Raw genomic sequence first — 23,458 nt, 5'->3', positions numbered from 1 at the left:
CGATGCAGTTCCACCACCATGGCTATGTCTCCGGCGATCCACGCGTGCTCCCCGCCGCAGGGGTCGGGATCGACCGGCCCGACGAGCTGCCGGACGAGGTCGACGTCCTCATCGTCGGCAGTGGGCCCGCCGGCATGATCGCCGCCGCGCAGCTCTCCCGGTTCCCCACGATCACCACGCGGATCGTCGAGCGACGACCGGGACGCCTCGCGATCGGCCAAGCGGACGGCATCCAGGCGCGCAGCGTCGAGACGTTCAACGCGTTCGGCTTCGCTGAGCGCATCACCGCCGAGGCGTACCGGATCACCGAGATGGCGTTCTGGAAGCCCGACATCGACAACCCGAGCCGCATCGTCCGCGGCGCCCGCCCCCTCGACGACACGACGGGCGTCAGCGAGTACCCGCACCTCATCGTGAACCAGGCGCGCGTGCTCGACTACTTCGCCGAGTACATGGCCAACGCACCCACGCGCATGCGACCCGACTACGGATGGGCGTTCCAGGGCCTCGAGATCGACGACACCGCCGAGTACCCGGTGGCGGTGACCCTCCTCGACAGCAGCGATGACTCGACCGGCGGCACCAGGACGGTGCGCGCCAAGACGGTGCGCGCCAAATACGTCATCGGGGCGGACGGCGCCAGGAGCGGCGTACGCCAGGCGATCGGCTGCACCCTCGCCGGCGACCAGGCGAACCACGCCTGGGGTGTCATGGACGCCCTCGCCGTCACCGACTTCCCGGACATCCGGACGAAGTGCGCGATCCAGTCGGGCTCGGGCGGCAGCATCCTGCTCATCCCCCGCGAGGGTGGGCACCTGTTCCGCATGTACGTCGACCTCGGCGAGGTGCCGGCGGGTGGCGGCGCAGCGGTCCGGTCCACCTCCATCGAGCAGATCATCGAGCACGCGAACGCGATCCTCAGCCCCTACCGGCTCGACGTGAAGCACGTCGCCTGGCACAGCGTCTACGAGGTCGGCCACCGACTGACCGACCGCTTCGACGACGTCCCGCTCGACGAGCTCGGCACGCGCACGCCGCGCGTGTTCATCACCGGCGACGCCTGCCACACCCACAGCGCGAAGGCCGGGCAGGGCATGAACGTGTCGATGCAGGACGGCTTCAACCTCGCCTGGAAGCTCGGACATGTGCTGGAGGGCCGCAGCCCGGAGAGCCTGCTCGCCACCTACTCGGCCGAGCGGCAGGTCGTCGCACAGGACCTCATCGACTTCGACCGCGAGTGGTCGACGCTCATGGCGAAGCGACCGGAGGAGTTCGCCGACCCCTCGGAGCTCGCCGACTTCTACGTGCGGACGGCCGAGTTCCCGGCGGGGTTCATGACCGAGTACGCGGCGTCGGCCATCGTCGGCGAGGCGACGCACCAGCACCTCGCGACCGGCTTCCCGCTCGGCAAACGGTTCAAGTCCGTCCTGACCTCGCGGGTCGCCGACGCGAACCACGTCCACCTCGGCCACCACGCCACGGCCGACGGTCGGTGGCGGCTCTACGTGTTCGCCGACGGCGCCTCTCCCGTCGCCGGGCGGTCGGCGGAGCTGGCGGCCTGGCTCCAGGACGCACCGGAATCGCCACTGAACCACGTGCCCGACGGCGTGCGGGCGGACGACTGGTTCGACGTGAAGGTGGTCTACCAGGAGCACCACACGGACATCGATCTCGGGACCGTGCCGCAGGTCTTCCTCCCGCGGGTCGGCCCCTTCGACCTCGTCGACTACGAGAAGGTCTACGCGGTGCACCCCGAGGTCGACATCTTCGAGGAGCGCGGGATCGACCGCGACGGCGCGATCGTCGTGGTTCGGCCCGACCAGTACGTCGCCCACGTCCTGCCACTGACCGCCACGGCGGAACTCGCCGCGTTCTTCGACGGCGTGATGGGACGCGAGGCGACGACACCCGCTTGATCGTCAGGCGGGCCGGGTGTCCCGCTCCGCGCCCAGCTCGGCGTCGATGTCGGCGAGGTCCAGCACGAAGCGGTACCGGACGTCGTTCCGCGCGAGCCGGTCGAGAGCCACGTCCACGTCGGCGGATCGGACGACCTCGACGTCGGCCGTCACGCCGTGGGTGCCGCAGAAGTCGAGGAGGTCCTGCGTCCACGGGCGACCGCCGCTGCCCGACGAGGTCAGACGCTTCCGGCCGAGGAGCAGGTCCATGGTCTCGACGGAGATCGGACCGAGGGTGCCGAGCGAGCAGAGCGTCCCATCGAGGTCGAGGACGCGGAGGTACGGCGCGAGATCGTGCTCGGCGGAGACCGTGTCGATGACCACGTCGAGACTGCCGGCCGCCGCGGCCATCGCGGCCGCGTCGGTCGAGACGACCACCCGCGACGCCCCGAGCCGCTCGGCGTCGCTCGCCTTACCTTCGGAGGTGGTGAAGACGGTGACGTCGGCACCGAGCGCACGACCGAGCCGGACCGCGAGGTGTCCGAGACCGCCGAGGCCGACGACCCCGAGTCGCGTGCCCTCCCCCACCGCGTTGCTCCGGAGCGGTTCCCAGACGGTGATGCCCGCGCACATGAGGGGAGCGACACCGGCCGGGTCGAGGGCGAGCGGACGGTGGTAGACGAAGCTGTCGCGCACGATGTAGCGACCGGCGTAGCCGCCGAGCGTCGTGCTCCCGTCGACGCGGTCCCGCCCGCCGTAGGTGAGGGTCGGGAACTCCGCGCAGTAGTTCTCCTGGCCACGCAGACACATGGCGCAGGTGCCGCAGGAGTCGACGATGTTGCCGACGGCGACCGGGTCTCCGGGAGCGAACGACGTCACCGCGGAGCCGACGGCGACGACCTCGCCGACGAACTCGTGGCCGGGCACGAGTCCGGCTGAGGGCCCCGCCGAGTCGAGCGCGTGCAGGTCGCTGTGGCAGACCCCGCAGTAGGTGACCCTGACGTCGACGTCGTGGGGCCGGAGGTCGCGGCGTTCGATCGTGGTCGGTCGGAGCGACCGGGGCGTGGCGGTGGACATGAGGGCGGTTGTGCGCATGGCCTGATACTACCTACTAGTCGGTAGGTTCGATACACTCGATCGATGACCACCGCGGAGCAGACTCGCCAGCGCATCCTCGACGCAGCGACCGAGGAGTTCGCCACCCATGGCATCGCGGGTGCCCGGGTGGACCGGATCGCCCGTCGGTCCGGGATGAGCAAGCCCATGATCTACGCGTACTACGGGGCGAAGGACCAGCTCTTCGACGCCGTGTTCCACGCCCATGTCATCGCCAACGGCGACCGCGTCCCGTTCACCGCGGCCGAGCTTCCCGAGTACGCGGCCCGGCTGTACGACGACTATCTCGCCGACCCGGCGCTCGCCCGCCTCGTCATGTGGAAGCGCCTCGAGCGCGAGAGCACCGGCTACCTCTACCCCAGCCTCGAAGACCACGACGTCCAGCACATCCGCGACATCGAGGCCGAACAGCGCGCGGGGTCGATCCGCCCCGACCTCGACCCGGCCGACATCTGGTCGTTGCTCATCTCGACCGCGGCGACCTGGGCGCAGGCGTCGATGACGGTCGTCGCCACGTCGGCGGATGCGCCCGAGGTCCACGACCGTCGACGCACCGCGCTGGCTGCCACCGTCCGCGACGGCCTCTGCACGCGCTGACGCGGCGGCGGCCCGAGGTCATCAGGTGTTCGGCGTCCGCTGGCGGTTGGTCAGACCGTCCTTGTAGACACGACCACGCTGCGACTGATACCCGCCGGCGTGCCGAGCTGCCGGATCGCCGTACCGCTCCTGGCGGCGCCGGGCGTCGTGCTGCCCCCGGATACGGTTCCATACGAGCACGAGGATGAACAGGGGCACGAGCCGCACCACGAACACGATGCCGATGACGAGCAGCACGGTCGAGGAGTCCATGGACTCACCCTAGGCCGCCCTCGTCAGCGCCCCACCGCCTGCGGGACGCGGCAGCCGGATCGCCGGTCGCGCTGATCTCGATGACGACCGCGACACGTGCAGCGCGGCGAGGATCATCAGCACGGCGAGCGTCCCCGTCATCACCGAGGTCCCGACGACGAGGAGGAGCGTCACCGCGGTCACCCCGAGGAGGACGGCGACCGTGATCCGATGGCGGGAGGGCGTCGCGACCGGCATCGTGACCGCCTCGACGCGCGCGAACACCGTGGCCACGGCAGCGGTCAGCCCGAGCGCTGCAGCGAGCCAGAACGGCCGGCCGAGCCACCACGCGGCGCTGCTCGGTTCGGGGAGCGCGACGCCCGTGGTGAGGGCGAACACCGCGGACGCTCCCGCCATCGCCAGCAGGACCGGCATGTGCCAGAGGTAGACCGTCATGGCCCGTGTGGTGACGAAGGCCGTCACGCTCGCGACCCCGGACCGCCGACTGAGTCGGGTCAGACGGTCGCGCAGCAGCGAGAGCAGCGCGGTGTGCGCGACCCCGACGAGGAGGAGGGCGGCCGTCGGTGGGTTGATGTTGGCGATGAGGTCTACCGAGTACACCCCGGCGCACCACAGGACGACGAGCACGACGACGGCCCCGACACCGGCTGCGATCCGGACCCGCTTGGCCAGCGCGTCGATCGAGCCGTCCGCCAGGAAGAACCCGAGCTGCTGGAGCGCGGTCCACACGAAGACGAGGTTGAGGAACCCGAGGGCGTCGACGCCGGTGGAGGCCCGCAGGACGTCGACGAGGACGGCAGCGGCGACGAGCGCCGCGATCGCCCGCATCGGAGCGCGCTCATGGACTGCGGCGAGCGCGGGCAGGAGCGCCTGGCAGAGCAGGAAGACCGCGAGGAACCAGAGCGGTTGCCCGAACCGGAAGCCGGCGGTGGCGATGAGGTCGGCTGGGACGCCGGCCAGGGTCAGCGTCGCGAGGGCCACGACTGTGCAGCCGATGGTGACGACCGCCGGGAGGAGGAGGCGGTGCAGCCGTGCCGCGACGAACGCCGACGCCGGCACACCTCGGGCTCGATGCCGCCGGAAGGCGAGCAGCCCCGCGAATCCGCCGATCACGAAGAAGAGCGGCATGACCTGCAGGACCCAGCTGAGGGGTGCGATCCACGCGGTGCCGTCGCTCGCGTTCTCGAACACCGGGCCGGCGGACGTCACCGTCACGCCGACCATCATCGCGTGGAGCACGACGACGCCGATGATGCAGCATGCGCGCACGAGGTCGATGCCGGTGTCGCGCGTGCTCGTGGCGACGGCTGCGGGCGCGAGCACGGGTCTCGGCGCGGATCCGGCGTGCTGCGGCGGGGTGTGGGTGATGGCCATGGCGGTCCTCCTCGGTGGTGGTCCGAGGAGGCTACGAACGGGGCACGGGGAGGCACATCACCCGACGGTGTCGACCCGCCCCGTACCGAGGGGTGAGGTGGAGCGTCGCGGGCGGAGCCGGTCAGGCGGGCGCGACGAGTCCGGTGTCGTAGGCGAAGATGACGGCCTGGACGCGGTCGCGGGCGCCGACCTTGGCGAGCACCTTGCCGACGTGGGTCTTGACCGTCTGCTCGGCGATGAAGAGGCTCGCGGCGATCTCGCTGTTGGAGTGGCCGTTGCCGATGAGCACGAGCACCTCGCGTTCGCGGTCCGTGAGCTCTGCGAGCCGGGCGGCTCCCTGGCCGGCCCGCGGCTTCTGTGCGGCGAACTGCGCGATCATCCGGCGGGTCACGCTCGGCGCCAACAGGGCGTCGCCGGCCGCGACAACGCGTACGGCATGGACGAGGTCTTCGGGGAGCGCGTCCTTCAGGAGGAACCCGCTCGCGCCGGCCTGCAGTGCGTCGTAGACGTAGTCGTCGATGTCGAAGGTGGTGAGCATGATGATCCTCGGGACCTTCGCCGCCGGATACGACGGCCCGAGGATGCGTTTGGTCGCCTCGATCCCGTCGAGCTCCGGCATGCGGACGTCCATGAGGATCACGTCTGGATCGAGACGTGCGGACAGCTTCACGGCTTCCGCGCCGTTCGCCGCCTGACCGGTCACCCGGATGCCCTCGTGCGCGTCGAGGAGGGCGCCGAACCCTGCGCGGACCATGGCCTGGTCGTCGGCGATGAGGACGTCGATGGTCACTGGGGATCCTTCGTGGAGACGGGTCGGGCGGAGGAGGTGGCGTCGAGCGACCGGGCCGGCGCGGCGACGGGCAGTGTCGCGACGACGAGCCAGCCGCCCTCGCCGTCCGGGCCGGCACTCAGGCTGCCGTCGAGGAGTGCGGCGCGTTCGAGCATGCCACGGAGCCCGTGTCCGGCGCCGTGCTCCCCAGCGGATCGGGCAGCCCCGTTGTGGATGCGCAGGCGGACCGCATCGGGGTCGACGCCGACGACCACCGTGACGTGCGCTCCGGGCGCGTGCCGCACCGCGTTGCTCATAGCCTCCTGGACGATGCGGAAGGCCGCGATCTGCACCGATGGCGGGACGATGGTGTGGCCGGGGTCGCCGACCTCGAGGGCGATGTCGGCTCCCACCCGCCGCAGGCCCTCCACGAGAGCCGGGAGGTCGTCGATGCCCTGCTGCGGCGCGAGCTCGGCCGCCTGGTCCTCCGTGCGCAGGACGCCGAGCAGGCGCCGCATCTCCACGAGCGACGCACGGGCGGTCGCCGCGATGTCGTCGAACTCCGCCGTGGCGTCGTCCGCAAGACCTGGCACCCGGTACTTGGCGGTCGAGGCCTGCACCTGGATGACGGACATGCTGTGCGCGACGACGTCGTGCAGCTCGCGGGCGATCCGCGTGCGCTCCTCGACCAGCATCCGCCGGGACTGCTCGGACGCCGAGACCTCACGTTCCCGGGTGAGCTCCTCCCCGATGCGGACGCGCCCGGAGACGAGCAGCGCCACGAGGAACGCCACCGCGGCGATGGAGGACGCGACGATGAGGTCGGCGGCCATGGCTGTCGCGTCGGCCGCGGACGGGAGGAGCAGCGCCGCGACGAGCGAGCCGGCGACGTTCACGAGCAGGGTGATGAGCCCGGGCAGCCAGCCGTGCAGGAAGGTGACGGCCCCGACGAGGACGGCGAACGCGATGAGCGCCGGAACCGACCACGGCCACGGCCAGACCGGGTCGTGATCGGCTGAGGCGACGAGCGGGAGCACGAACGCGGCGGCGGAGAACAGCGCGATCGCGACCCGGGGAAGCACGACGGAGAGGACCGGTGCACCGCAGATCGCGGCTCCGAGGAGGAACGATGCCGGGAGCACCGTGCCGTAGAGCAGGCTCTGGATCGGCACGAGGACGCTGAGCAAGACCACCCCGACGCCCGCGAGGACGATGAGGATGACGGTCCGGCGAGTGATGCCGGGCGACGTGCGATCCATGATCGTCATTCTCCCACCGGCACCAGCACCGGTCGGGCGTCGATGTCCGCCTCCACGCTGTCGGGTGCCGCGGTGGCCGCCGAGCGCTCCCGGCGGCGCCGGCGGGCTGTGGCGACCCGGTCGACCACGAGGCCGAGGACCAGGGCGACCGCGACCCCGATGACGGAGCTGAGGAGCGGCTGGTCCTCAAAGAGCTTCCCGGCGACGATGCCGATGAGCGCGCTGTAGGCGGCCCAGGTCGCCCCGCCGATGAGACTCAGCGGGACGAACCGTCGCCACGGGTAGTGGAGGGCGCCCGCTGTCATGTTGACGACCACGCGGCCGACGGGGATGTAGCGTGCGCCGAGGATCAGCGGCGCACCGCGGTGGCCGAGGGTGCGGCCGGCCCGGTCGAAACCTGCGGCGATACGAGGTCGTCGCATCCAGGCGAAGCGGGTCGTGCCGACGCCCCGACCGATGAGGTACGCGAGGTTGTCGCCGATCGCGGCACCCAGCGCCGCGACCACGACGAGGAGCGGCAGGTTGGATCCGCCGGTCGAGACCGCGACGGCCGCCGCGGCGACGAGCACCGTCTCACTCGGGACCGGTGGGAAGAAGCCGTCGATCACGGCCACCAGGAACATCACCACGTACAGCCACGGCGAGGTCACAGCGGTGAGGATGAGTTCGTTGATGACGTCCATGCTTCGACGCTACGAAGCGGGCGGCGCCGCAGCATCACCCCGAGGTATCCGGTACCCCCTACCCCGGTGGTGTTCTGCGGCGCCGCCCGGACCAGTCCGCGGCGGCCCAGGCTCAGTCGACGACGGCCGGGACCTTCGGTTCTGCGTGCCCGCGCGGGGAGAGCGCCTCGTGCGTGCTGATCTCGTAGGCGTTCTCGGCGTGGAGCACGACGTCGAGACCTTGGGCCTCCGTCTGGGCCGACACCCGGATGCCCATCGTCTTGTCGAGGACCTTCGCGAGCACCCAGGTGATGGAGAAGGTGTAGACGAAGACGGCGACGATCGCGAGGGCCTGCTTGCCGAGGAGGAGGAAGCCGCCGCCGGCGAGGAGCCCCTCACCACCGCTGGGTGCGAGTGGCACCGCGAGGATGCCGATGAGCAGACCTCCGACGACCCCGCCGACGAAGTGGAGGGCGGTGACGTCGAGGGCGTCGTCGAAGCCGAAGCGGACCTTGAGGCTGACGGCGAAGTAGCAGACGACCGCTGCGGCGGCACCGATCGCGAGCGAGCCGAGCGGGGTCACCGCACCGCAGGAGGGCGTGATGGCTACGAGTGCGGCGATCGCACCGGAGCAGGCGCCGAGGGTGGACGGGTGTCCGTCGCGCAGCTTCTCGACGACGAGCCAGACGATGACGCCGGCGCAGGTCGCGGCGACGGTGTTGAAGACGGCGACGGCGGCGTTGTTGTCTGCGGCACCGAGCGCGCTGCCGTCGAAGCCGATCCAGCCGACGAAGAGCAGTCCGGCGCCGAGCAGGGTGAGCGGGAGGCTGTGCGCCTTCGGCTGCGAGGGGAACCCGTTGCGCTTGCCGAGGACGATGGCGAGCGCGAGGGCCGCGACCCCGGAGTTGACGTGGATCGCCGTGCTGCCCGCGTAGTCGATCGATCCGATGGTGTTCGCGAGCCAACCGCCCTGCACACTGCCGTCGGCGGAGTCGAACGCGAAGACCCAGTGGGCGACGGGGAAGTAGACGAGCGTCGACCAGACACCCGCGAAGACCATCCACGCGCTGAACTTCATCCTGCCGGCGGCGGCACCGGCGACGATCCCGATGGTGAGGCCGGCGAACATGAGGTGGAGGGCGGCGAGCGCGAGGGGCGGCAGGGCGCTCCCCTCGGGTGCGACGAGGAGTTGGCCGAGGCCCGGGTACTCGGTCGGGTCGCCGACGAGTCCGAGGCCGCCGACGCTGTCGCCGAACACCATGGAGTAGCCGAACGCCACCCAGAGGATTCCGACGAGGCAGAACGACGCGAAGATCATCATCATCATGTTCATGGTGACGCGGCGGCTGACCATCCCGCCGTAGAACATGGCGAGGCCGGGCAGCATGAGTGCGACGGCGACCACCGCCGTCAGGAGCCATGCCGTGTTGCCCGCGATTGCAGCCGTGTCCATTCGGACCTCCAGGGTTCGCGCGGGATCCGAAACGGACGACCGCATTTTCAATAGGTCATCCAATTGTCGCGACGACCGGTTTCGATGCAGTATCGAATCCGTTTCGTGTTCGTTACATCAGAGGGGCCAGTCGTCGGGGTGCCGGAACGGAACGGCGACGACCTGCACATCGTCCTCGTAGGTGAGATGGCCCGGTGTCTTGGTGCGGAGTTCGACCCACGGGATGTCGTATCGATCGAGGAGTAGGAGATAGTCGCCAGCGAGCGCGAGCAGGTCGACGGCGTCGGCTTTGAACCAGGAGCATGCGTCGGGGTGGTCGTAACTCCCCGCCAAGGCAACCGTGGGGTCGGCGTAGGCGGCATTCGCACGGTCGTTGCTCTGACGCCACCAGGCGTCGTCCTCCTCCGAGAGTCGCCCGGCGGCATGCAAGCCGTTCGCCATCGCGAACACCCCGGGGTATCGGCCGTGCCGATTCGGAACGGCGCTCTGGAAACGGACGAACATGGTTCGACCATACGCCGGTGGACGACTCCCACCGGATGAATGTGTCGATGCCTGGGAGCACGTCAGAGGCGGTGCACGATCCAGTGCGCACGTCCTCCGCCACGGCAGCTCCAGCTCCGCCTCGACTCCCCCTTGAGCGCTGGCGCTGGACTTCCGAATACATTCCGAATACCATCGATGCATGGCCACCTCGACATTCCTCCCGACGCTCAGTCGCCGATCCTCCGATCTGAGCAAGCACTCGGCCGAGGTGTTCGCCGAGGCTGACGACCACCCGGTGACGGTGACTCGCCGCGACGGCGAGCCCCTCGTCCTCATGTCACAGCGCGAAGCCGAAGCGCGCGCCCACCTCCTGGACTTCGCCGCGCAACTCATCACAGTGACTCTCGACGACAGGGGGACCCTCGCAGAGCGGATGTCGCGAGCGTTCCCGTGGATGCTCGCGCTCTCGAACGCCGACCGGACGACGTGTGCGCAGGACCTCGTCGACGCCGCCCGTGCTTCGATCGCGACCGATCAGCCGCACCTGGCGATCACGCGACTGACGTCCTGGAAGGAGACGGCCACGGCCCTGGCTGCGGGTCTCGGCGCGGTCGATCTCGTCTGGCTCGAGACCGACGACGACGAGCCCGTGGCGCGTCCCTGACTGTGGCTGCATCCAAGAAGGGCGAGCTGGTCCCGCGCCCACCGAGAAAGGTCGAGTACGAGATTCGGTTCGCCACCGCAGAGGCCAGCCGCGGGTGGCAGGATCTTGTCGCGACCGTTCGGAACGCCATGTCGGACACCTGGGACTTCCTCACCACGACACCATTGGAGACCACGCTCACCAACTACCGGCTCATGGGCGAACTCGGGACGATCACTCGAGCTGGACGAACCCACCAGCGCTGGCAGCACAAGCCGACCGCGAAGGGCTCGGCGCGCGTCTGGTACTACGTCGATGGACGAACCGTCTACCTGGAACAGGTGCATACGAACCACCCGAACGAAACGAAGTAGCGCTGCACGCGACGGTCAGTACGTCGCTACGGTGGTCGGATGAATGAGCCGATCACCGACGCAGCCCGCGCTCACGTGCGGAGCTCCTTCCGGTGGCTCGACGGCGAAGCCGATATGTGGAGCATGCTGACTGATGGCGCCTCTCTTCACGCGATCGTGGCCGGCCTCTCGTCCATGGCGGCGAGCGACCGTCCAGACCGGATCGTCGGCATCGAATCACGGGGATTCGTTCTCGGTCCCGCCGTCGCGCTGCAGCTCGGAGTCGGTTTCGTCGCGGTCCGGAAGGACGGAGCTGTCTTCCCCGGCCCTGTCGCGCGCCGACGGACGGGCCCGGACTACCGCGGCAAGCAACGGACGCTCTCCATCCGTCGCGACCACGTCAGCCCTGGGGCACGATTGGTCTTCGTCGACGACTGGGTGGAGACCGGCAGCCAGGCCATGGCGGTCAGCCAGATGGTCGAGGAACTCGGGGCCGAAGTCGTCTCCCTCGTGACGATGATCGACGAGACGACCGACGTGGCCCGCCGTCAACTCCCTCCCGTCCGAAGCCTGCTGCGTGCGGCTGATCTTCCCGGAGATGAACCGCCGATGCGTTAGCCGACGGCGAGGTCCAGCGCCAGGGCGTCGCGCTCCACGTCGGCGAGCGCCGCGCGGTCGACGAGGAGGCTGTGCACCGTCGCGGCAGCCGTGCGGCGGGCGAAGGCCCGGATGCGGTCCGCGTCGCCCGCACCCTCGGCTGCCTCGACGGGCGGGTACTGGGCGGCGATGTCGCCGGAGCCGTAGCGGTAGGCCTTCTGCATGCCCTCGTTCGCGTGGAGCGCCGCGGCCGCCGCCCATTCGGGCGTCTCGCTACCACCGAGGACGAGCGTGCCTTGCTCGACGCCGTCGCGGATGAGTCCGGCGATGAAAGTGAAGAGCGCGCGGTAGTCGTCCCAGAAGGAGGCGAGGTCGTCCGGGTGCTCAGCCGCGAGCCGTTCGATCTCGTTGTAGTCGAAGGGTGCCTCGCAGATCGCGACACCGTCCTCATACAACACCCGGTACAGCTTCGCGGGGGTCCCGGCCTCGATCGAGCCGAGGGCCTCCGCAGCGCCGACCGACTGGCGGTTCGAGGCGGCGGTCGCCCGCAGCACCTCACGCTTGTTCGCGAACCAGTAGTAGAGCGACGACTGCTTCATCCCGCACGCCTCGGCGAGCATCGTCATGCTCGTGCGCTCGTAGCCGCGCTCGGCGAACAACCGGGTCGCGACCTGGATGATCTCCTCGCGCGGATCCTCGGTGGCGATCCCACTCGCGCGCGGACGGCCCGGCGATGCTCCTGTGCGGCCGGCCATCGATCACCACTCCCTGCTCGCGGACACCTCCGCCAATCCTACGGGCGGGCGGCTCAGCGATCCGCGAGCAGCTCCCGCATCGCCGCCTCGATCACAGTCGTCTCGGCAGCACGAACACCGGGTCGACCGGCGACATGACCGAGGTCGGACCTGATGACCCGCACCTCGCTCCGAGACATCATCGCCGACTCGAGCACGTTGTCCTCGACCGTGAAGTAGAGGTCGGTCGACGACGGCATCACGATGCTCCTCGCCCGCACCCCGCCGAGCGCCGCAGCGAGACCACCGTCGACACCTCGTCCTGGGTCCGCCTGCTGCCAGGTGCGCAGCATGGCGAGCAGGTCGTTCGCGTCCCACCGCTCGTGGTCGGCAGCCCAATCCTCGAGCAGGGCGTCGACGTCGGGATAGCCGAGCTCGCGGTACACGCCGTCGCGGAAGAAGGCCTGCGAGTACGCCCAACCCGCGTAGACCGTCCCGAAGGCCCGGAGCCCGGCGCGCGGCGGGACCGCGTATCGACCACCCTCGAACACCTTGTCTGCACGCAGAGCGGCCTCGACACCGGCCAGGAAGACGGCGTTGTGCGGGGAACAGCGGGCGGCCCCGGCGATGGGAAGGAACGCGTCGATGAGCTCGGGGTACCGGACCGCCCACTCGTAGGCCTGCAGCGCCCCCATCGACCACCCGACGACCAGCCGCCACCGTCGCACGCCGAGCTGTTCGGCCAGCCGATGCTGGGCGCGCACGTTGTCACCGATCGACACCGTGGGGAATGCGGCCCCGCGAACCTCCGTCACGGCGTTCGACGGCGAGGTCGAGACCCCGTTGCCGAACAGGTCCACCGACACGATGAACCACTCCGCCGGGTCGAGCGCCCTGCCTGCCCCGATCCACGGCTCGGCGCTCGCGTGCGTGCCGGTGTAGTAGCTCGGGACCAGCACCGCGTTGTCACCGGCGGCGTTCAGCACACCGTGCGTCGTATACGCAAGCCGGGCCTCGGGGAGGTCCGCGCCGGACTCCAGCGCGAACCTCCCGAGGTCGAGGACCTGGTGCATCGGGATCAGAAGAACTTCAGGTAGCGGGCGGTCTCCCAGTCGGAGACGTGCGCCTGGTACTCGTTCCACTCCTGGCGCTTGTAGTCGATGAACGCGTCGTACATCGCCTCACCGAACACCGACCGCGACAGCGAGTCCGTGGCGAACTCGTCGACCGCTTCACCCAGGCTGCGCGGCAGCATGCCGATTCCGAGCTGCGCGACCTCCGCCTCGGTGTAGTCGTACATATTCTCGGTGTGCGGCGCACCCGGGTCGAGGTCCTCACGGATGCCCTCGAGGCCCGCGGCGAGGATGAGCGCGGCGCCGAGATACGGGTTGCAGCTGATGTCAGCCGCGCGGCACTCCACACGCCCACCCTGCAGCGGCACGCGGAGCATGTTGGTGCGGTTGTTGTTGCCGTAGCTCACGAACACGGGCGCCCAGGTCGAACCGGACATGCTGCCCTGACGGACGAGGCGCTTGTAGCTGTTCACGGTCGGCGCGATGACGGCCGACAGGGCGGGTGCGTGCTTGAGGACACCGGCGATGAACTTGTAGCCGAGCTCCGAGATGCCGCAGCCGCGCGGGTCGTCGTCGGTCTCAAAGAGGTTCTCGCCGGTCTCGATGTCGGCCAGCGACATGTTGAAGTGCGCGCCGGAACCACTGCGGTCGGCGAAGGGCTTCGGCATGAAGGTGGCGAAGTAGCCGTGCTTGCGGACGATCTCGTTCGCCATGAGGCGGAAGAACACGGCGCGGTCGGCCATGGTGAGGGCGTCGGAGTAGTTGAAGTCGATCTCGAACTGCCCGGGGGCGTCCTCGTGGTCGAAGGAGTAGACGCCCCAGCCCATCTCGGTCATCGCCTCGACGAGTTCGGTGAGCCAGTCCAGGTTGTCGAGTGCTGCGGTGGCTGTGTAGCAGGGCTTCGCGAGGTCGTCGCGGTCGCTGACCTCGGTCACGCCCTCGGGGGTGTCCTTCAGGACGAAGAACTCGGTCTCGATGCCGAGGTTGAAGGTGAAGCCCATCTCGGCGGCCGCGTCGAGCTGACGCTTGAGGATGTTGCGCGAGGCCGCTTCGAACGGTTCGCCCTTCGTGTAGAGGTCGCTCGCGAAGAAGGCGACGTCCTTCCGCCACGGCAGCTGGACGGCGCTGTCGAGGTCGGGGCGGGCCGAGAGCTCCTCGTCGCTGATGGCCTGCGGGAGGCCGTCGAGCGCGGCGCCGGTGAAGAGCTCCGATCCCCCGGCCATGCGCTCGAGGTGCGACAGCGGGACGAACTTGGTCTTGATGCTGCCGTGCATGTCGACGAAGCTCGCCATGGCGTACTTGACGCCGGCTTCCTGCAGGCGGGCGCGGACGGACTCCACGGTGGTAACGGTCTCGACGACGGTCATGGGATGCTCCTCCGGTTGCGTCGCTGCAGTCGCTGCGACTCATTTCGATACTGTATTGAAAGTATGCGCGCGCGCAGTTTCAATAGGGTGTCGAAAATGTTTCCGGGGTGTGAACCCTGCAATGAAGGACCGGCGCGTGCCGCAGCACACGCCGGTCCTCGGGGACAGCACTACGGGACGATGACCGCCCGTCCGCGGATCGTACCGGCGTGCAGGTCCTCGTAGGCCTTCGGGGCGTCGTCGAGGGAGTAGCGCTGCACCTCGACGTCGACCTTGCCCGCCTTCGCGAGCTCGAAGACCTCGATCAGCTCGCTGCGCGAACCCCAGTACGGGATCCGGACGGCCGCGTCGTAGGCGATCGAACCGAAGCCGATAGTGGTCGAACCGCCGCCGATACCCACGATCGTCACGTCGGCCTCCGTCGCGGCGACCGCGGTGGCCGTCGCGATGGTCGGGTTCGCGCCGACGAAGTCGAACACGGCATCCACCCCGACACCGCCGGTCAGCTCGCGGATCTTCCCCGCCGCCGACTCGTCGCTGATGAGGGTGACATCGGCACCGACGTGCTTCGCCAGCTCGAGCTTCTCGTCGTTGACGTCGAGCACGATGACGGTGGCACCGGAGAGCGCCTTCAGCATCTGGATGCCGACGTGCCCGAGGCCGCCTGAGCCGATGACGACCGCGTAGGTGCCGGCGCCGAGCTTCGGCAGGCTGCGCTTGATCGCGTGGTACGGAGTGAGGCCCGCGTCGGTGAGCGACACGTTCTTCACCGGGTCGAGGTCACCGATCGGCACGAGGTGACGGACGTCGTCGACGATCATGTACTCGGCCATCGAGCCCTGGGCGCCGAGCCCGGGAGGGCGGATGCCCTCCGCCGCCGCGTTCGTGCAGTAGTTCTCCTTGCCCTGAGAGCAGTTCAGGCAGTGCCCGCAGCCCCACGGGCCGTAGACGGCGACGGCCTCGCCCAACTGCAGGCTCGTCTCCACGCCGGGCCCGAACTCCTCGATGACGCCCGCCCCCTCGTGACCGAGCGTGAGCGGCAACGGGTATTGCTGGTCGAGGTAGTCCTGCTCGGGCAGGCTCATGACGTAGTCGTCGGAGTGGCAGACGCCGGCGGCGGTGACCTTCAGGAGGATCTCACCCGGCCCCGGCGTCGGCTTCTCGATCTCGACGACCTCAGGGGCCGAGCCGATCTTCGTGTACCGCAGTGCCTTCATGGTGGGACATCCTCCTCGAGCGTCGGAACCGCACGCCGCTGTCGCTCACTAAGCGACGTGTGTCAGATAAGTCTGACCGTTCCAGCATGCGCCTCCCGTCGGCAAGTGGGCGCGCGGTTGACAACGCCGACGCCCGGCTCCTCACGAACCGTCGCTCAGCTCGGATCCCAGGCCAGCACCGCCTCGATGAGCTGGGACCTCGACATCGCGCTGTCGACCTGGAGGACGGGCTGCGGCAGGGTCGCCAGCCACGCCTCGTGCGAGGCCCGGCTGCGTCCGTCGAACGCGGGGTCGTCGTAGCCGCTCGCCCACTCCCGGAACGTCTCCCAGGCCGCCTCGTCGAACCGCTCGCCCGCCCGCCGCTCGACCTCGCGGGCCTCGAGCCGACGCAGGCGCTCGGCCGGATCGAGCACCACGAAGACCACGGCGTCGCACTCGGCCACGATCTCGTCGCCCCAGCCGGGCATCGAGCCCGACAGGACCCAGGCCTCTCGCGGCACGAACATCTCCCGCATGAGCCGCACCCGTTCGGCATCCGCCCGCTTCGTGACGTAGGGCGGGTCGGTCGGCACCCAGAAGTAGTCGTCGGCGTCCGCGTGCGGCACCGACCAGTGGTCGGCGAGCGCCCGCCCGAGCGTCGTCACGCCACTGCCACTGGCCCCCATCACGTGCACTCTCGAACGTCGCATCCGTCCATTCTGACGCGTCAGGCGGCTCTCGGGTCGAGTGCTTTGGCGGGGTGCGGTCAGGCGCGGTCGTGGAGGGTCAGCTGGTAGCCGTCGGGGTCGGCGAAGGTGAAGGTGCGCCCGAACGGTCCGTCGATCGGAGCCGAGACGATCGTGTGGCCGTCGGCGGCGAGGGCGTCGTGGATCTCCTGGACACCGGTGGCGTGGAACCAGATCGCGGCCCCGACACCGGGCTGATCGATGACGGCGAGGTCGGTTCCGGGGATGATGTCGCGCAGGGCGAAGGCGGTGGGCGTGGTCTCGAAGACGACCGCGTGCGGCGGGCCGGCCTGCGAACGGACGAGGCCGAGGTACTGCTCGTAGAAGGCCTGCGAGGCGTCGAGGTCGGTGACCTGGAGGGAGATGAAGTCGGGTCCGGTGATGGGCATGGTGTGTTCCTGTTCTCCTGGTTACGGCGACTGGTGTGTCAGTTGCCTGACACACGCAGCCTATGTCAGAATGCTGACATGAGTCAAGACGGGATCGAACTGGACACCTCGCTCGGGTATCTCCTCAAGGAAGCGTCGAGCGCGCTTCGCTCCGCGATGGAGGCGGTCCTCCGACCGCTCGGCATGACGATCACGCACTACTCGTGCCTGGAACTCCTCGCGCAGCGGCCCGGCCTGTCGAACTCGGAGCTCGCGCGCGGTGCCTTCGTGACCAGGCAGTCGATGAACGTCCTCCTGCAGGCGCTCGAACGGGACGGCTTCGTCAGCCGCCCCGAACAGGCGCCCGTCGGGAAGGCCCTGCCCACGCAACTCACCCCGCTCGGCCGCGCGCACCTCGCGCAGGCGACCGCTGCCGTGCGATCGGTCGAGGTGCGGATGCTGAACGGCCTGACCCCGGACGAGCAGCAGGCGGCGCTCACCATCCTGCGCAGCATGATCCGCTCACTCCGCGCCGCAGAAGCCTGACACCCAGCGGCTTCCCCAGGTCAGTGAGCGAGCAGGCTCGTCGCGAACGCCTCGATCCGGTCGGCGACCACGACCGGCACCTGCCAGGCGGTGAAGTGGGCTCCCTCGTCGAGCTCGGTCCAACTGCGGATGTCGGTGTAGGTCCGCGCCGCATAGGAGCGCGGGAGCCCACGCTCTCCGGTCTGCACGGCGACGGCGACTGGCACCTCGATCAGTGGCAGTTCCGGCTGTTTCGGGTGGTCGCGGTAGGGGCGGAACGAGGACCCGATACTCTGCGTGAACCAGTACAAGGAGACGGTCGTCAGCAGCTCGTCGTCCGTCCACCACGCGCCGTCACCAGCCCAGGCGAGGAGCTTCTCGACGATCCAGGCGGCGAGCCCGATGGGTGAGTCGTTGAGCGCCGCGGCGAGGATCTCGGGTCGGGTCGCCTGGACGCGCGCGTAGGCGAGCCCGCGAGCCCACTCCTGATCGTGGCGGTCGAGCCACTCCTGCTCGGGCACCGAAAGGTCTTGCGCCCGGGACGCCGCGGGGAAGGCGGCATGCGTCGCGAACTGCCCGATGACCGCTTCCGGGTGCAGCGCGGCGAGCCAGTCGCTCGTCGTCGATCCGACATCCTCGCCGTAGCTGAGGTACCGCGCGTGGCCGAGCACCTCGGTCATGAGCCCGTGCATGAGCTCGGCGACCACCGGGCCGGTGAACGGGCGGTCAGCGGTGAGGGGCGCGGAGAACCCGTATCCCGGGAGCGACGGGACGACCACCTCGAACCCGAGCATCCGGCCACCGCCGAGGTCGACGGCCCGGCCGGCGAGCGCCGTCGCGAGCGGCAGCATCTCGACGAACGAGTAGGGCCACCCGTGGAACAGGATGACCGGGACCGTCTCCGTGACCCCTGCAGCCGCCGGTAGCCGCGCCATGTGGAGTCGCTGGCCGTCGACCTCCGCTTCGAACTGCGGGACGGCCGCCAGATCTCGCTCCACCCGCCGCCAGTCGAAGCCGTCGCGCCAGTGGTCGACGAGCGTCCGGAGTCGATCGAGCGACAGCGCGCTTTCATCGGCGGCGTCGCCGATCACCCCCGGCAGGCGGGCTCCCTCGAGTCGCCGACGCAGCTCGTCGAGGTCGGCATCGGGCACCTGGATCCGGAACGAACGCATGCGCTCGAACCTAGAGCACGCCTCCGACAGGGTGAGGCACGAACTGGCAAACGGCGCGGCGCGGCAACGCGCCTTTACCCACGCCCGGCGTCCGGCGTCAGGCGTCAGGCCCGGTAGTGGTCCGCCAGGCGCTCGAGGCCCTCGTCGATCGAGACCGCCGGCGTCCAGTGGAGGGCCTCGCGGGTGTCGCGCTGGTCGAACCAGTGCGCGGTCGAGAGCTGCTCCGCGAGGAACCGTGTCATCGGCGGCTCGTCCGCACCCGGACGGATGCTCCAGAGGCGCTCGACCAGGCCACCGGCAGCCCGAGCGATGCCCGCCGGGACGCTGAAGGACGGCGGTTTCACGCCGGCGGCACGGCAGATGCCCGCGAGCAACTCGCCGACCGGCCGCGGCTCCCCGTTCGTCACGACGAACGCCCGCCCATGCGCCGTCTCGGCATGCTCGTGCGCCGCCACGATGGCCGACGCCGCGTTCACGATGTAGGTGCTGTCGATGAGGGCGGTCCCGTCGTCGAGCAGCGGCAGCCGTCCGCGACGCGCACGGTCGACGATGCGCTCCACGAGCTGCGGATCGCCGGGACCCCAGACGAGGTGCGGCCGCACGACGACGACCGCGAAGCCGCGACGATCCCGCTCGAGGGCGAGCAACTCCCCCTGCGCCTTCGTCCGCGCGTACTCACCACGCGCAGCCCCGGGGTCGGCCGGTTCCGCGCCGACGCCCACGAGTGCCGAACCGCCGTGGGCGACGGACGGCGAGGAGATGTGGACGAACCGCGACACCCCGGCCGTCTCCGCGGCGTCGAGGACGACTTCGGTCCCGCCGACGTTCACCTGTTCGAACTCGGCCGGGTCACCGGCCAACGAGACCTTGGCTGCCAGGTGGACGACGGCGTCGACACCCTGCATCGCCCGACCGACCGCGGCCGCATCGGTGATCGACCCGCGGACCTCCTCGACGCCGTCGAGCCCTGCCGGACCACGCTGCAACACCCGGACCCGGTGACCCGCGCGAAGCAGCTCCAGGGCGACCTCGCGGCCGAGCATGCCGCTCGCACCGGTGACGAGGACGGTCACGGCGCGCTCAGCCGTTCGCCGGCCAGGACGCGGTCGGCCCACTCGGAGAGCCTCGTGCGGTCGATCTTCGAGTTGTGTCGGATGTCCGTCGGCAGCTCCGGCACCACGAAGACGGCGACGAGCGGCTGCGGCGAAGCCGCCCGCACCGCAGCGGCGAGCGCAGCGTCGGCGAGCCGGACCCGCTTCGAGCCGGGGGTGGTCTCCACGATCGCGACGCACTGCCGGAGGCCGTCCGGGCCGACACCGACGACCGCGGCACGACGCACGAGCGGCACCGTCTCGATCGCCTGCTCCGGTCCGACCGGCGCGACCGGGCCGTCCTGCGTGGTGATGACGTGCGGCAGGCGACCCTCGATCCAGAGGCGTCCGTCGGTGTCGAGATGCCCGACGTCGCCCGTGCGGTGCCACCGGCCGTCCTCGGTGACGTCGCGCACGGCGGCGCGGTCGGTCAGCCAGAGGCGGTCGTACTGCGACTTGAGGTGCGCCGCCGAGATGATGACCTCACCGAGGCAGTCGGCGTCCTGCGTCAGCTCGCCAGTGGCCCGGCCTGCCGCGTCGAGCGGGCTGATACGCACGTCGACGCCGCCGATCGGCGTCCCGACGCACACGCCCGTGTGCTCGGAGTCGTCGCCGGGCATCGTGTCGAGCGTGATGTCGGAGACCAACAGGCACTCGGTCATGCCGTAGACGGCGTGCGCCGACGCGTTCGGGAGCACCCCGACGAGCGCGGTGAGCAACTGACGGCTCACCGGTGCACCCGTCGAGAGCACCGTGCGGACGCCCTGCAGGGCCCGACGATCGGCGTCGTCGAGCTCGCCGGCCGTCGCCACGACGTTGAGGATGGCGGCCGGTGAGAGGAACACGATGTCGGCGTCCGCCTCGGCCACGGCGGCGGCGACCGCGCGGGCCGTGAGCGTGCGCGGGGCCGAGATGTCCATCTCCGGCGTGGAGGAGCGGGCACCGAGTGCCGGGCCGAGGAGCGCGAACGGTGCGAAGCCGGTGACGAGGCCGGACTCGGCGGTGATCCCGAAGTGGGCGGACAGGACGTCCCTGAGGGAGGACAGCTGCGCGTGCGAGTACCGGACCCCCTTCGCCGGGCCGGTCGAACCCGAGGTGTACAGGATCGCGGCGAGGTCCTCCGGACCGGGCTCCGACGGGAGCGCAGGGGCCGCGCTCTCGTCGAGGAGGTCCTTGAGGCTGTGCGAGACGCCGAGGGCGGCCGCGGTCGCGCCGGGGAGTCGTGCGGCGGAGATCTTGACCCCGGGCCAGCCGAGCGCACGCGCGGCGGCGAGGCCCTTCGTCTCGCCGATGACATAGGCCGGCCACGCGCCACGGACGGCCTGCGACAGCCCACGGACACCGAGCCCCGCGTCCGCGACGACCACGACCGCGCCGATGCGCAGGCACGCGTAGATGACCGCGGTGAGCGTGGCCCCCGGCGTCACGAGCAACGACACGCGGTCGCCGCGGCGGACACCGATGCGGTGGAGGCCGGCGGCGAGGCGGGTCACGCGGTCGTCGAGCTGGCGCCAGCTGACGCGACGGGTGGAGCCTGAGCCCCGCTGTTCGACGATGGCGTCGGCGTCGTCCGCACGGCGCTCGTCGAGGCGTCGCCAGAGCGGTTCGAAGTCGGCGTCGGCCGCCGGAGCGTCAGCGGTGACGGCCGTGGTCGCCCGACCCTGCGGGAGGTGCTCGTCGAGCCAGGACAGCAGTGACTCGGCGACCGGGGCGTCCTCGATGACGAGGTGCCCGGCGCCGGCGAAGCGGTGCACCTGCGCATGGGGCAGGCGGTCGGCGAGGTCGTCGAGGTACCGGTCGCTGAAGATCGGGTCGCGCGGGCCCCACAGCATGAGGGCCGGGACGCGGAGCTCCGCGACGTCGGCCGCGAGCCGCTCCAACCGGGGGAAGCTGACGTGCTCGGGCGTCGCCGGGATGTCGGCGACGAACGCGCCGATCCCGCGGCGCCGAGCGGGAGCCGAGTACGGGCTGCGATAGGCGTCGCGGACTTCGCTCGCGAGCGGCGGGGCGGCGAGCGCCAGGGTGGTGTCGAGGAACGCGGTGGTCTGGACCGAGCCGGCACCGAGCATGCCCCGGGCTCCGGCGAGCCGCAGCGGTGCGGGGATGGGCGTGCCGTCCGGGTGGTGCACGGCCGTGTTGAGGAGCATCGATCCGATGAGGACGTCGGGGTGCTCGGTGGCCCACCCGAGCGAGATCACGCCGCCCCAGTCGTGGCCGAGGGTGACGACGGGGCCGGTGAGCCCGAGCGTCTCGGTGAAGGCGGCGAGGTCGGCGATCCGCTGTTCCAGGGTCCGCGTGAGCTCGGTGCGCTCCGACCAGCCCATCTCGATCTGGTCGACGGCGACGACGCGCCAAGCGGTACCGCCCTCGCGGGCCTGCTCCACGGACTGCGTGACGAGCGAGCGCCACAGGTACGACCAGGTCGGGTTGCCGTGGACGGCGAGCACGGTACCGACGGGTTCGACTCCGGCTTCGGTGAGCGCCTCGGCGGTGTCGAGGTAGTGCCAGTTGCGCGTGTTGCCCTCGTCCGCGAGCCGGCCGGGGACGTCGATGCGCTGCGAGTACCGGGCGGGGAGTCCGGGGAGCCCTGCGGCGCGGACGCCCGTGGTGCGGAGCCCGATGTTCGCGGCGACGGTGCCCGCTACCACGCGAGTTCCATGAGGCCGGTGTTCAACCCCGAGCCGACGCCCATGAGCAGGACGCGGTCGCCCTTGGTGAGGGTCGATTGCTGGTCGGCGAGCGTGATCGGGATCGACGCGGGGCCGACGTTGCCGAGGTAGGGGTAGGTGACGGGCACGCGGCTGCGGTCGAGCGACGCGGCCTTCACCATGGAGTCGGTGTGGATGGACGACACCTGGTGGGTGATGTAGCGGTCCATTTTCGACCAGCGCCACTCGTCGCCGGCTGCTTCCTTCCACGCCGACACGACGAGGTCGAGGCCACCCTTGAGGAGGGCGCGTGCGTCGGTGAACATGCCGTCGACGCTGCCGACGCACAGGTGGTTGAACTCGGTCGCGGCGCGGGTGACGCCGCCGAGGATGCGGTGACCCTCCGGGTGGCGGTCGGCCGGGCCGATGACGGCGGCTGCCGCCCCTGAGCCGAGCGTGAGGGAGGCGAACTCGCTCATGAAGTCGTCGCGGTCGATCGTGCTGCCGCTCAGCCGTTCGATCGTGTTCGCGTGGACCTCGCTCGCGTCCTCACCGTTGACGATGAGGGCGTACTCGATCTGTCCGGACTGGATCATCGCGGCGGCCATCGTCATGCCGGTGACGAACCCGAGGCAGGCGTTGGCGATGTCGAAGTTGATGGCGGAGCTCGGGAGCCCGAGGCCGTCGTGGATGCGCACGGCGACGGACGGTTCGAGGTGCTGCCTCGTGACCGAGGTGTTGATCATGAGCCCGATCTGCGACGGCGACACACCGGCCTCGGCGAGCGCGCGGCGACCGGCGGACACCGTGGCGTCGTCCGAGTTCTCACCGGGTCCCCAGTGTCGTCGCTCGACGACGCCGGCGACGCGTCGCAGGATGCCCTTCGGGAGCCGCGCGCGTTTCATCGCGGCGGCGAGGCCCTCTTCGATCTCCACCGAGGTCACCACTGCGGACGGCAGCGTGCTCGCCACCGACAACATGGCCACATTGTCGAATCGGGTAGTTGCGTTTCCGGTCACGATTCCTCCGTGCCTCTGACCAGGCAGTCTTGACCACCAGCGTCTGACGGTACTCCTCTACCC

At 70.2% G+C, this 23,458-nt stretch carries 24 protein-coding genes; 6 read left to right on the top strand and 18 right to left on the bottom strand.

Annotated features, from left to right (window positions below; translation table 11 throughout):
* The first annotated feature begins 2 nt into the window (after positions 1-2).
* Positions 3-1,916: an FAD-binding monooxygenase gene (locus ITJ57_RS02325; protein ID WP_194668668.1), complete on the top strand. Its 1,914-nt coding sequence runs from the start codon at positions 3-5 to the stop codon at positions 1,914-1,916.
* Between the two features lie 3 nt (positions 1,917-1,919).
* Here the strand turns inward: ITJ57_RS02325 and ITJ57_RS02320 are convergent, their stop codons facing one another.
* Positions 1,920-2,990, bottom strand: a complete 1,071-nt coding sequence (locus tag ITJ57_RS02320; protein ID WP_194668667.1) for an NAD(P)-dependent alcohol dehydrogenase — start codon at positions 2,988-2,990, stop codon at positions 1,920-1,922.
* Between the two features lie 45 nt (positions 2,991-3,035).
* On the opposite strand from ITJ57_RS02320, the gene ITJ57_RS02315 reads away from it, so the two are divergent.
* The gene (locus ITJ57_RS02315; RefSeq protein ID WP_194668666.1) at positions 3,036-3,608 is read left to right on the top strand and encodes a TetR/AcrR family transcriptional regulator; all 573 of its coding nucleotides are present in this window, start codon (positions 3,036-3,038) and stop codon (positions 3,606-3,608) included.
* 21 nt (positions 3,609-3,629) lie between these two features.
* Here ITJ57_RS02315 and ITJ57_RS02310 read toward each other — a convergent pair whose 3' ends face one another.
* The 7 genes from ITJ57_RS02310 to ITJ57_RS02280 all read right to left on the bottom strand — a co-directional run bounded on the left by ITJ57_RS02310 (position 3,630) and on the right by ITJ57_RS02280 (position 9,881).
* Positions 3,630-3,860 (bottom strand): hypothetical protein, encoded by a 231-nt coding sequence (locus ITJ57_RS02310; protein WP_194668665.1) that lies wholly within the window; start codon positions 3,858-3,860, stop codon positions 3,630-3,632.
* Positions 3,861-3,869: 9 nt separating this feature from the next.
* Positions 3,870-5,234 (bottom strand): acyltransferase, encoded by a 1,365-nt coding sequence (locus tag ITJ57_RS02305; RefSeq protein ID WP_194668664.1) that lies wholly within the window; start codon positions 5,232-5,234, stop codon positions 3,870-3,872.
* A gap of 121 nt (positions 5,235-5,355) precedes the next feature.
* Complete coding sequence (locus ITJ57_RS02300; RefSeq protein ID WP_194668663.1) at positions 5,356-6,024, bottom strand: response regulator transcription factor; 669 nt, start codon at positions 6,022-6,024, stop codon at positions 5,356-5,358.
* Positions 6,021-7,262: a sensor histidine kinase gene (locus ITJ57_RS02295; RefSeq protein WP_228506431.1), complete on the bottom strand. Its 1,242-nt coding sequence runs from the start codon at positions 7,260-7,262 to the stop codon at positions 6,021-6,023. Before ITJ57_RS02295 ends, ITJ57_RS02300 begins: the two co-directional genes overlap by 4 nt.
* A 5-nt stretch (positions 7,263-7,267) precedes the next feature.
* Complete coding sequence (locus ITJ57_RS02290) at positions 7,268-7,945, bottom strand: DedA family protein (protein WP_194668661.1); 678 nt, start codon at positions 7,943-7,945, stop codon at positions 7,268-7,270.
* Between the two features lie 112 nt (positions 7,946-8,057).
* The gene (locus tag ITJ57_RS02285; RefSeq protein ID WP_194668660.1) at positions 8,058-9,377 is read right to left on the bottom strand and encodes an ammonium transporter; all 1,320 of its coding nucleotides are present in this window, start codon (positions 9,375-9,377) and stop codon (positions 8,058-8,060) included.
* A gap of 117 nt (positions 9,378-9,494) precedes the next feature.
* Positions 9,495-9,881, bottom strand: coding sequence for a hypothetical protein (locus tag ITJ57_RS02280; RefSeq protein ID WP_194668659.1), 387 nt, complete (start codon positions 9,879-9,881; stop codon positions 9,495-9,497).
* 181 nt (positions 9,882-10,062) lie between these two features.
* Between ITJ57_RS02280 and ITJ57_RS02275 the strand changes: the two genes are divergently transcribed.
* The 3 genes from ITJ57_RS02275 (at position 10,063) to ITJ57_RS02265 (ending at position 11,477) form a co-directional block, all read left to right on the top strand.
* Positions 10,063-10,527, top strand: coding sequence for a prevent-host-death protein (locus tag ITJ57_RS02275; protein WP_194668658.1), 465 nt, complete (start codon positions 10,063-10,065; stop codon positions 10,525-10,527).
* Between the two features lie 128 nt (positions 10,528-10,655).
* Complete coding sequence (locus ITJ57_RS19255; protein WP_228506429.1) at positions 10,656-10,880, top strand: hypothetical protein; 225 nt, start codon at positions 10,656-10,658, stop codon at positions 10,878-10,880.
* A 39-nt stretch (positions 10,881-10,919) separates the two neighbouring features.
* Positions 10,920-11,477, top strand: coding sequence for a phosphoribosyltransferase family protein (locus ITJ57_RS02265; RefSeq protein WP_194668656.1), 558 nt, complete (start codon positions 10,920-10,922; stop codon positions 11,475-11,477).
* On the opposite strand, the gene ITJ57_RS02260 is transcribed toward ITJ57_RS02265, so the two are convergent.
* The 6 genes from ITJ57_RS02260 to ITJ57_RS02235 all read right to left on the bottom strand — a co-directional run bounded on the left by ITJ57_RS02260 (position 11,474) and on the right by ITJ57_RS02235 (position 16,961).
* Entirely contained in the window at positions 11,474-12,211 is a 738-nt protein-coding gene (locus ITJ57_RS02260) for a TetR/AcrR family transcriptional regulator (protein ID WP_194668655.1), read from the bottom strand. The genes ITJ57_RS02265 and ITJ57_RS02260 overlap by 4 nt on opposite strands.
* A gap of 53 nt (positions 12,212-12,264) precedes the next feature.
* Complete coding sequence (locus tag ITJ57_RS02255; RefSeq protein WP_194668654.1) at positions 12,265-13,263, bottom strand: alpha/beta fold hydrolase; 999 nt, start codon at positions 13,261-13,263, stop codon at positions 12,265-12,267.
* Positions 13,264-13,268: 5 nt separating this feature from the next.
* Positions 13,269-14,630: a type III glutamate--ammonia ligase gene (gene glnT / locus ITJ57_RS02250; protein WP_056009729.1), complete on the bottom strand. Its 1,362-nt coding sequence runs from the start codon at positions 14,628-14,630 to the stop codon at positions 13,269-13,271.
* A gap of 170 nt (positions 14,631-14,800) precedes the next feature.
* Positions 14,801-15,847 (bottom strand): NAD(P)-dependent alcohol dehydrogenase, encoded by a 1,047-nt coding sequence (locus tag ITJ57_RS02245; protein WP_194668653.1) that lies wholly within the window; start codon positions 15,845-15,847, stop codon positions 14,801-14,803.
* A gap of 155 nt (positions 15,848-16,002) precedes the next feature.
* The gene (locus ITJ57_RS02240) at positions 16,003-16,536 is read right to left on the bottom strand and encodes a hypothetical protein (protein WP_194668652.1); all 534 of its coding nucleotides are present in this window, start codon (positions 16,534-16,536) and stop codon (positions 16,003-16,005) included.
* A 56-nt stretch (positions 16,537-16,592) separates the two neighbouring features.
* Entirely contained in the window at positions 16,593-16,961 is a 369-nt protein-coding gene (locus ITJ57_RS02235) for a VOC family protein (RefSeq protein ID WP_194668651.1), read from the bottom strand.
* 78 nt (positions 16,962-17,039) lie between these two features.
* Here ITJ57_RS02235 and ITJ57_RS02230 point away from each other — a divergent pair, with 78 nt between their 5' ends.
* Positions 17,040-17,486 carry a MarR family winged helix-turn-helix transcriptional regulator gene (locus ITJ57_RS02230; RefSeq protein ID WP_194668650.1) on the top strand — a complete coding sequence of 149 codons (447 nt, stop codon included), beginning with the start codon at positions 17,040-17,042 and terminating at the stop codon, positions 17,484-17,486.
* Between the two features lie 20 nt (positions 17,487-17,506).
* Here ITJ57_RS02230 and ITJ57_RS02225 read toward each other — a convergent pair whose 3' ends face one another.
* The 4 genes from ITJ57_RS02225 to ITJ57_RS02210 form a co-directional block, all read right to left on the bottom strand.
* Entirely contained in the window at positions 17,507-18,637 is a 1,131-nt protein-coding gene (locus tag ITJ57_RS02225) for an epoxide hydrolase family protein (RefSeq protein WP_194668649.1), read from the bottom strand.
* Between the two features lie 104 nt (positions 18,638-18,741).
* Positions 18,742-19,710 carry an NAD-dependent epimerase/dehydratase family protein gene (locus ITJ57_RS02220; protein WP_194668648.1) on the bottom strand — a complete coding sequence of 323 codons (969 nt, stop codon included), beginning with the start codon at positions 19,708-19,710 and terminating at the stop codon, positions 18,742-18,744.
* Complete coding sequence (locus tag ITJ57_RS02215; RefSeq protein ID WP_370582142.1) at positions 19,707-22,376, bottom strand: alpha/beta fold hydrolase; 2,670 nt, start codon at positions 22,374-22,376, stop codon at positions 19,707-19,709. The genes ITJ57_RS02220 and ITJ57_RS02215 overlap by 4 nt, the downstream gene beginning before the upstream one ends.
* Positions 22,370-23,356, bottom strand: a complete 987-nt coding sequence (locus tag ITJ57_RS02210) for a 3-oxoacyl-ACP synthase III (protein ID WP_255515293.1) — start codon at positions 23,354-23,356, stop codon at positions 22,370-22,372. The genes ITJ57_RS02215 and ITJ57_RS02210 overlap by 7 nt, the downstream gene beginning before the upstream one ends.
* Positions 23,357-23,458 lie beyond the last annotated feature (102 nt).

The sequence above is a fragment of the Plantibacter sp. VKM Ac-2880 genome, assembly GCF_015351235.1.
GTDB lineage: Bacteria > Actinomycetota > Actinomycetes > Actinomycetales > Microbacteriaceae > Plantibacter.
Note: the sequence above shows the minus strand (reverse complement) of the source record. Positions and strands in the feature narration are given on the sequence as shown.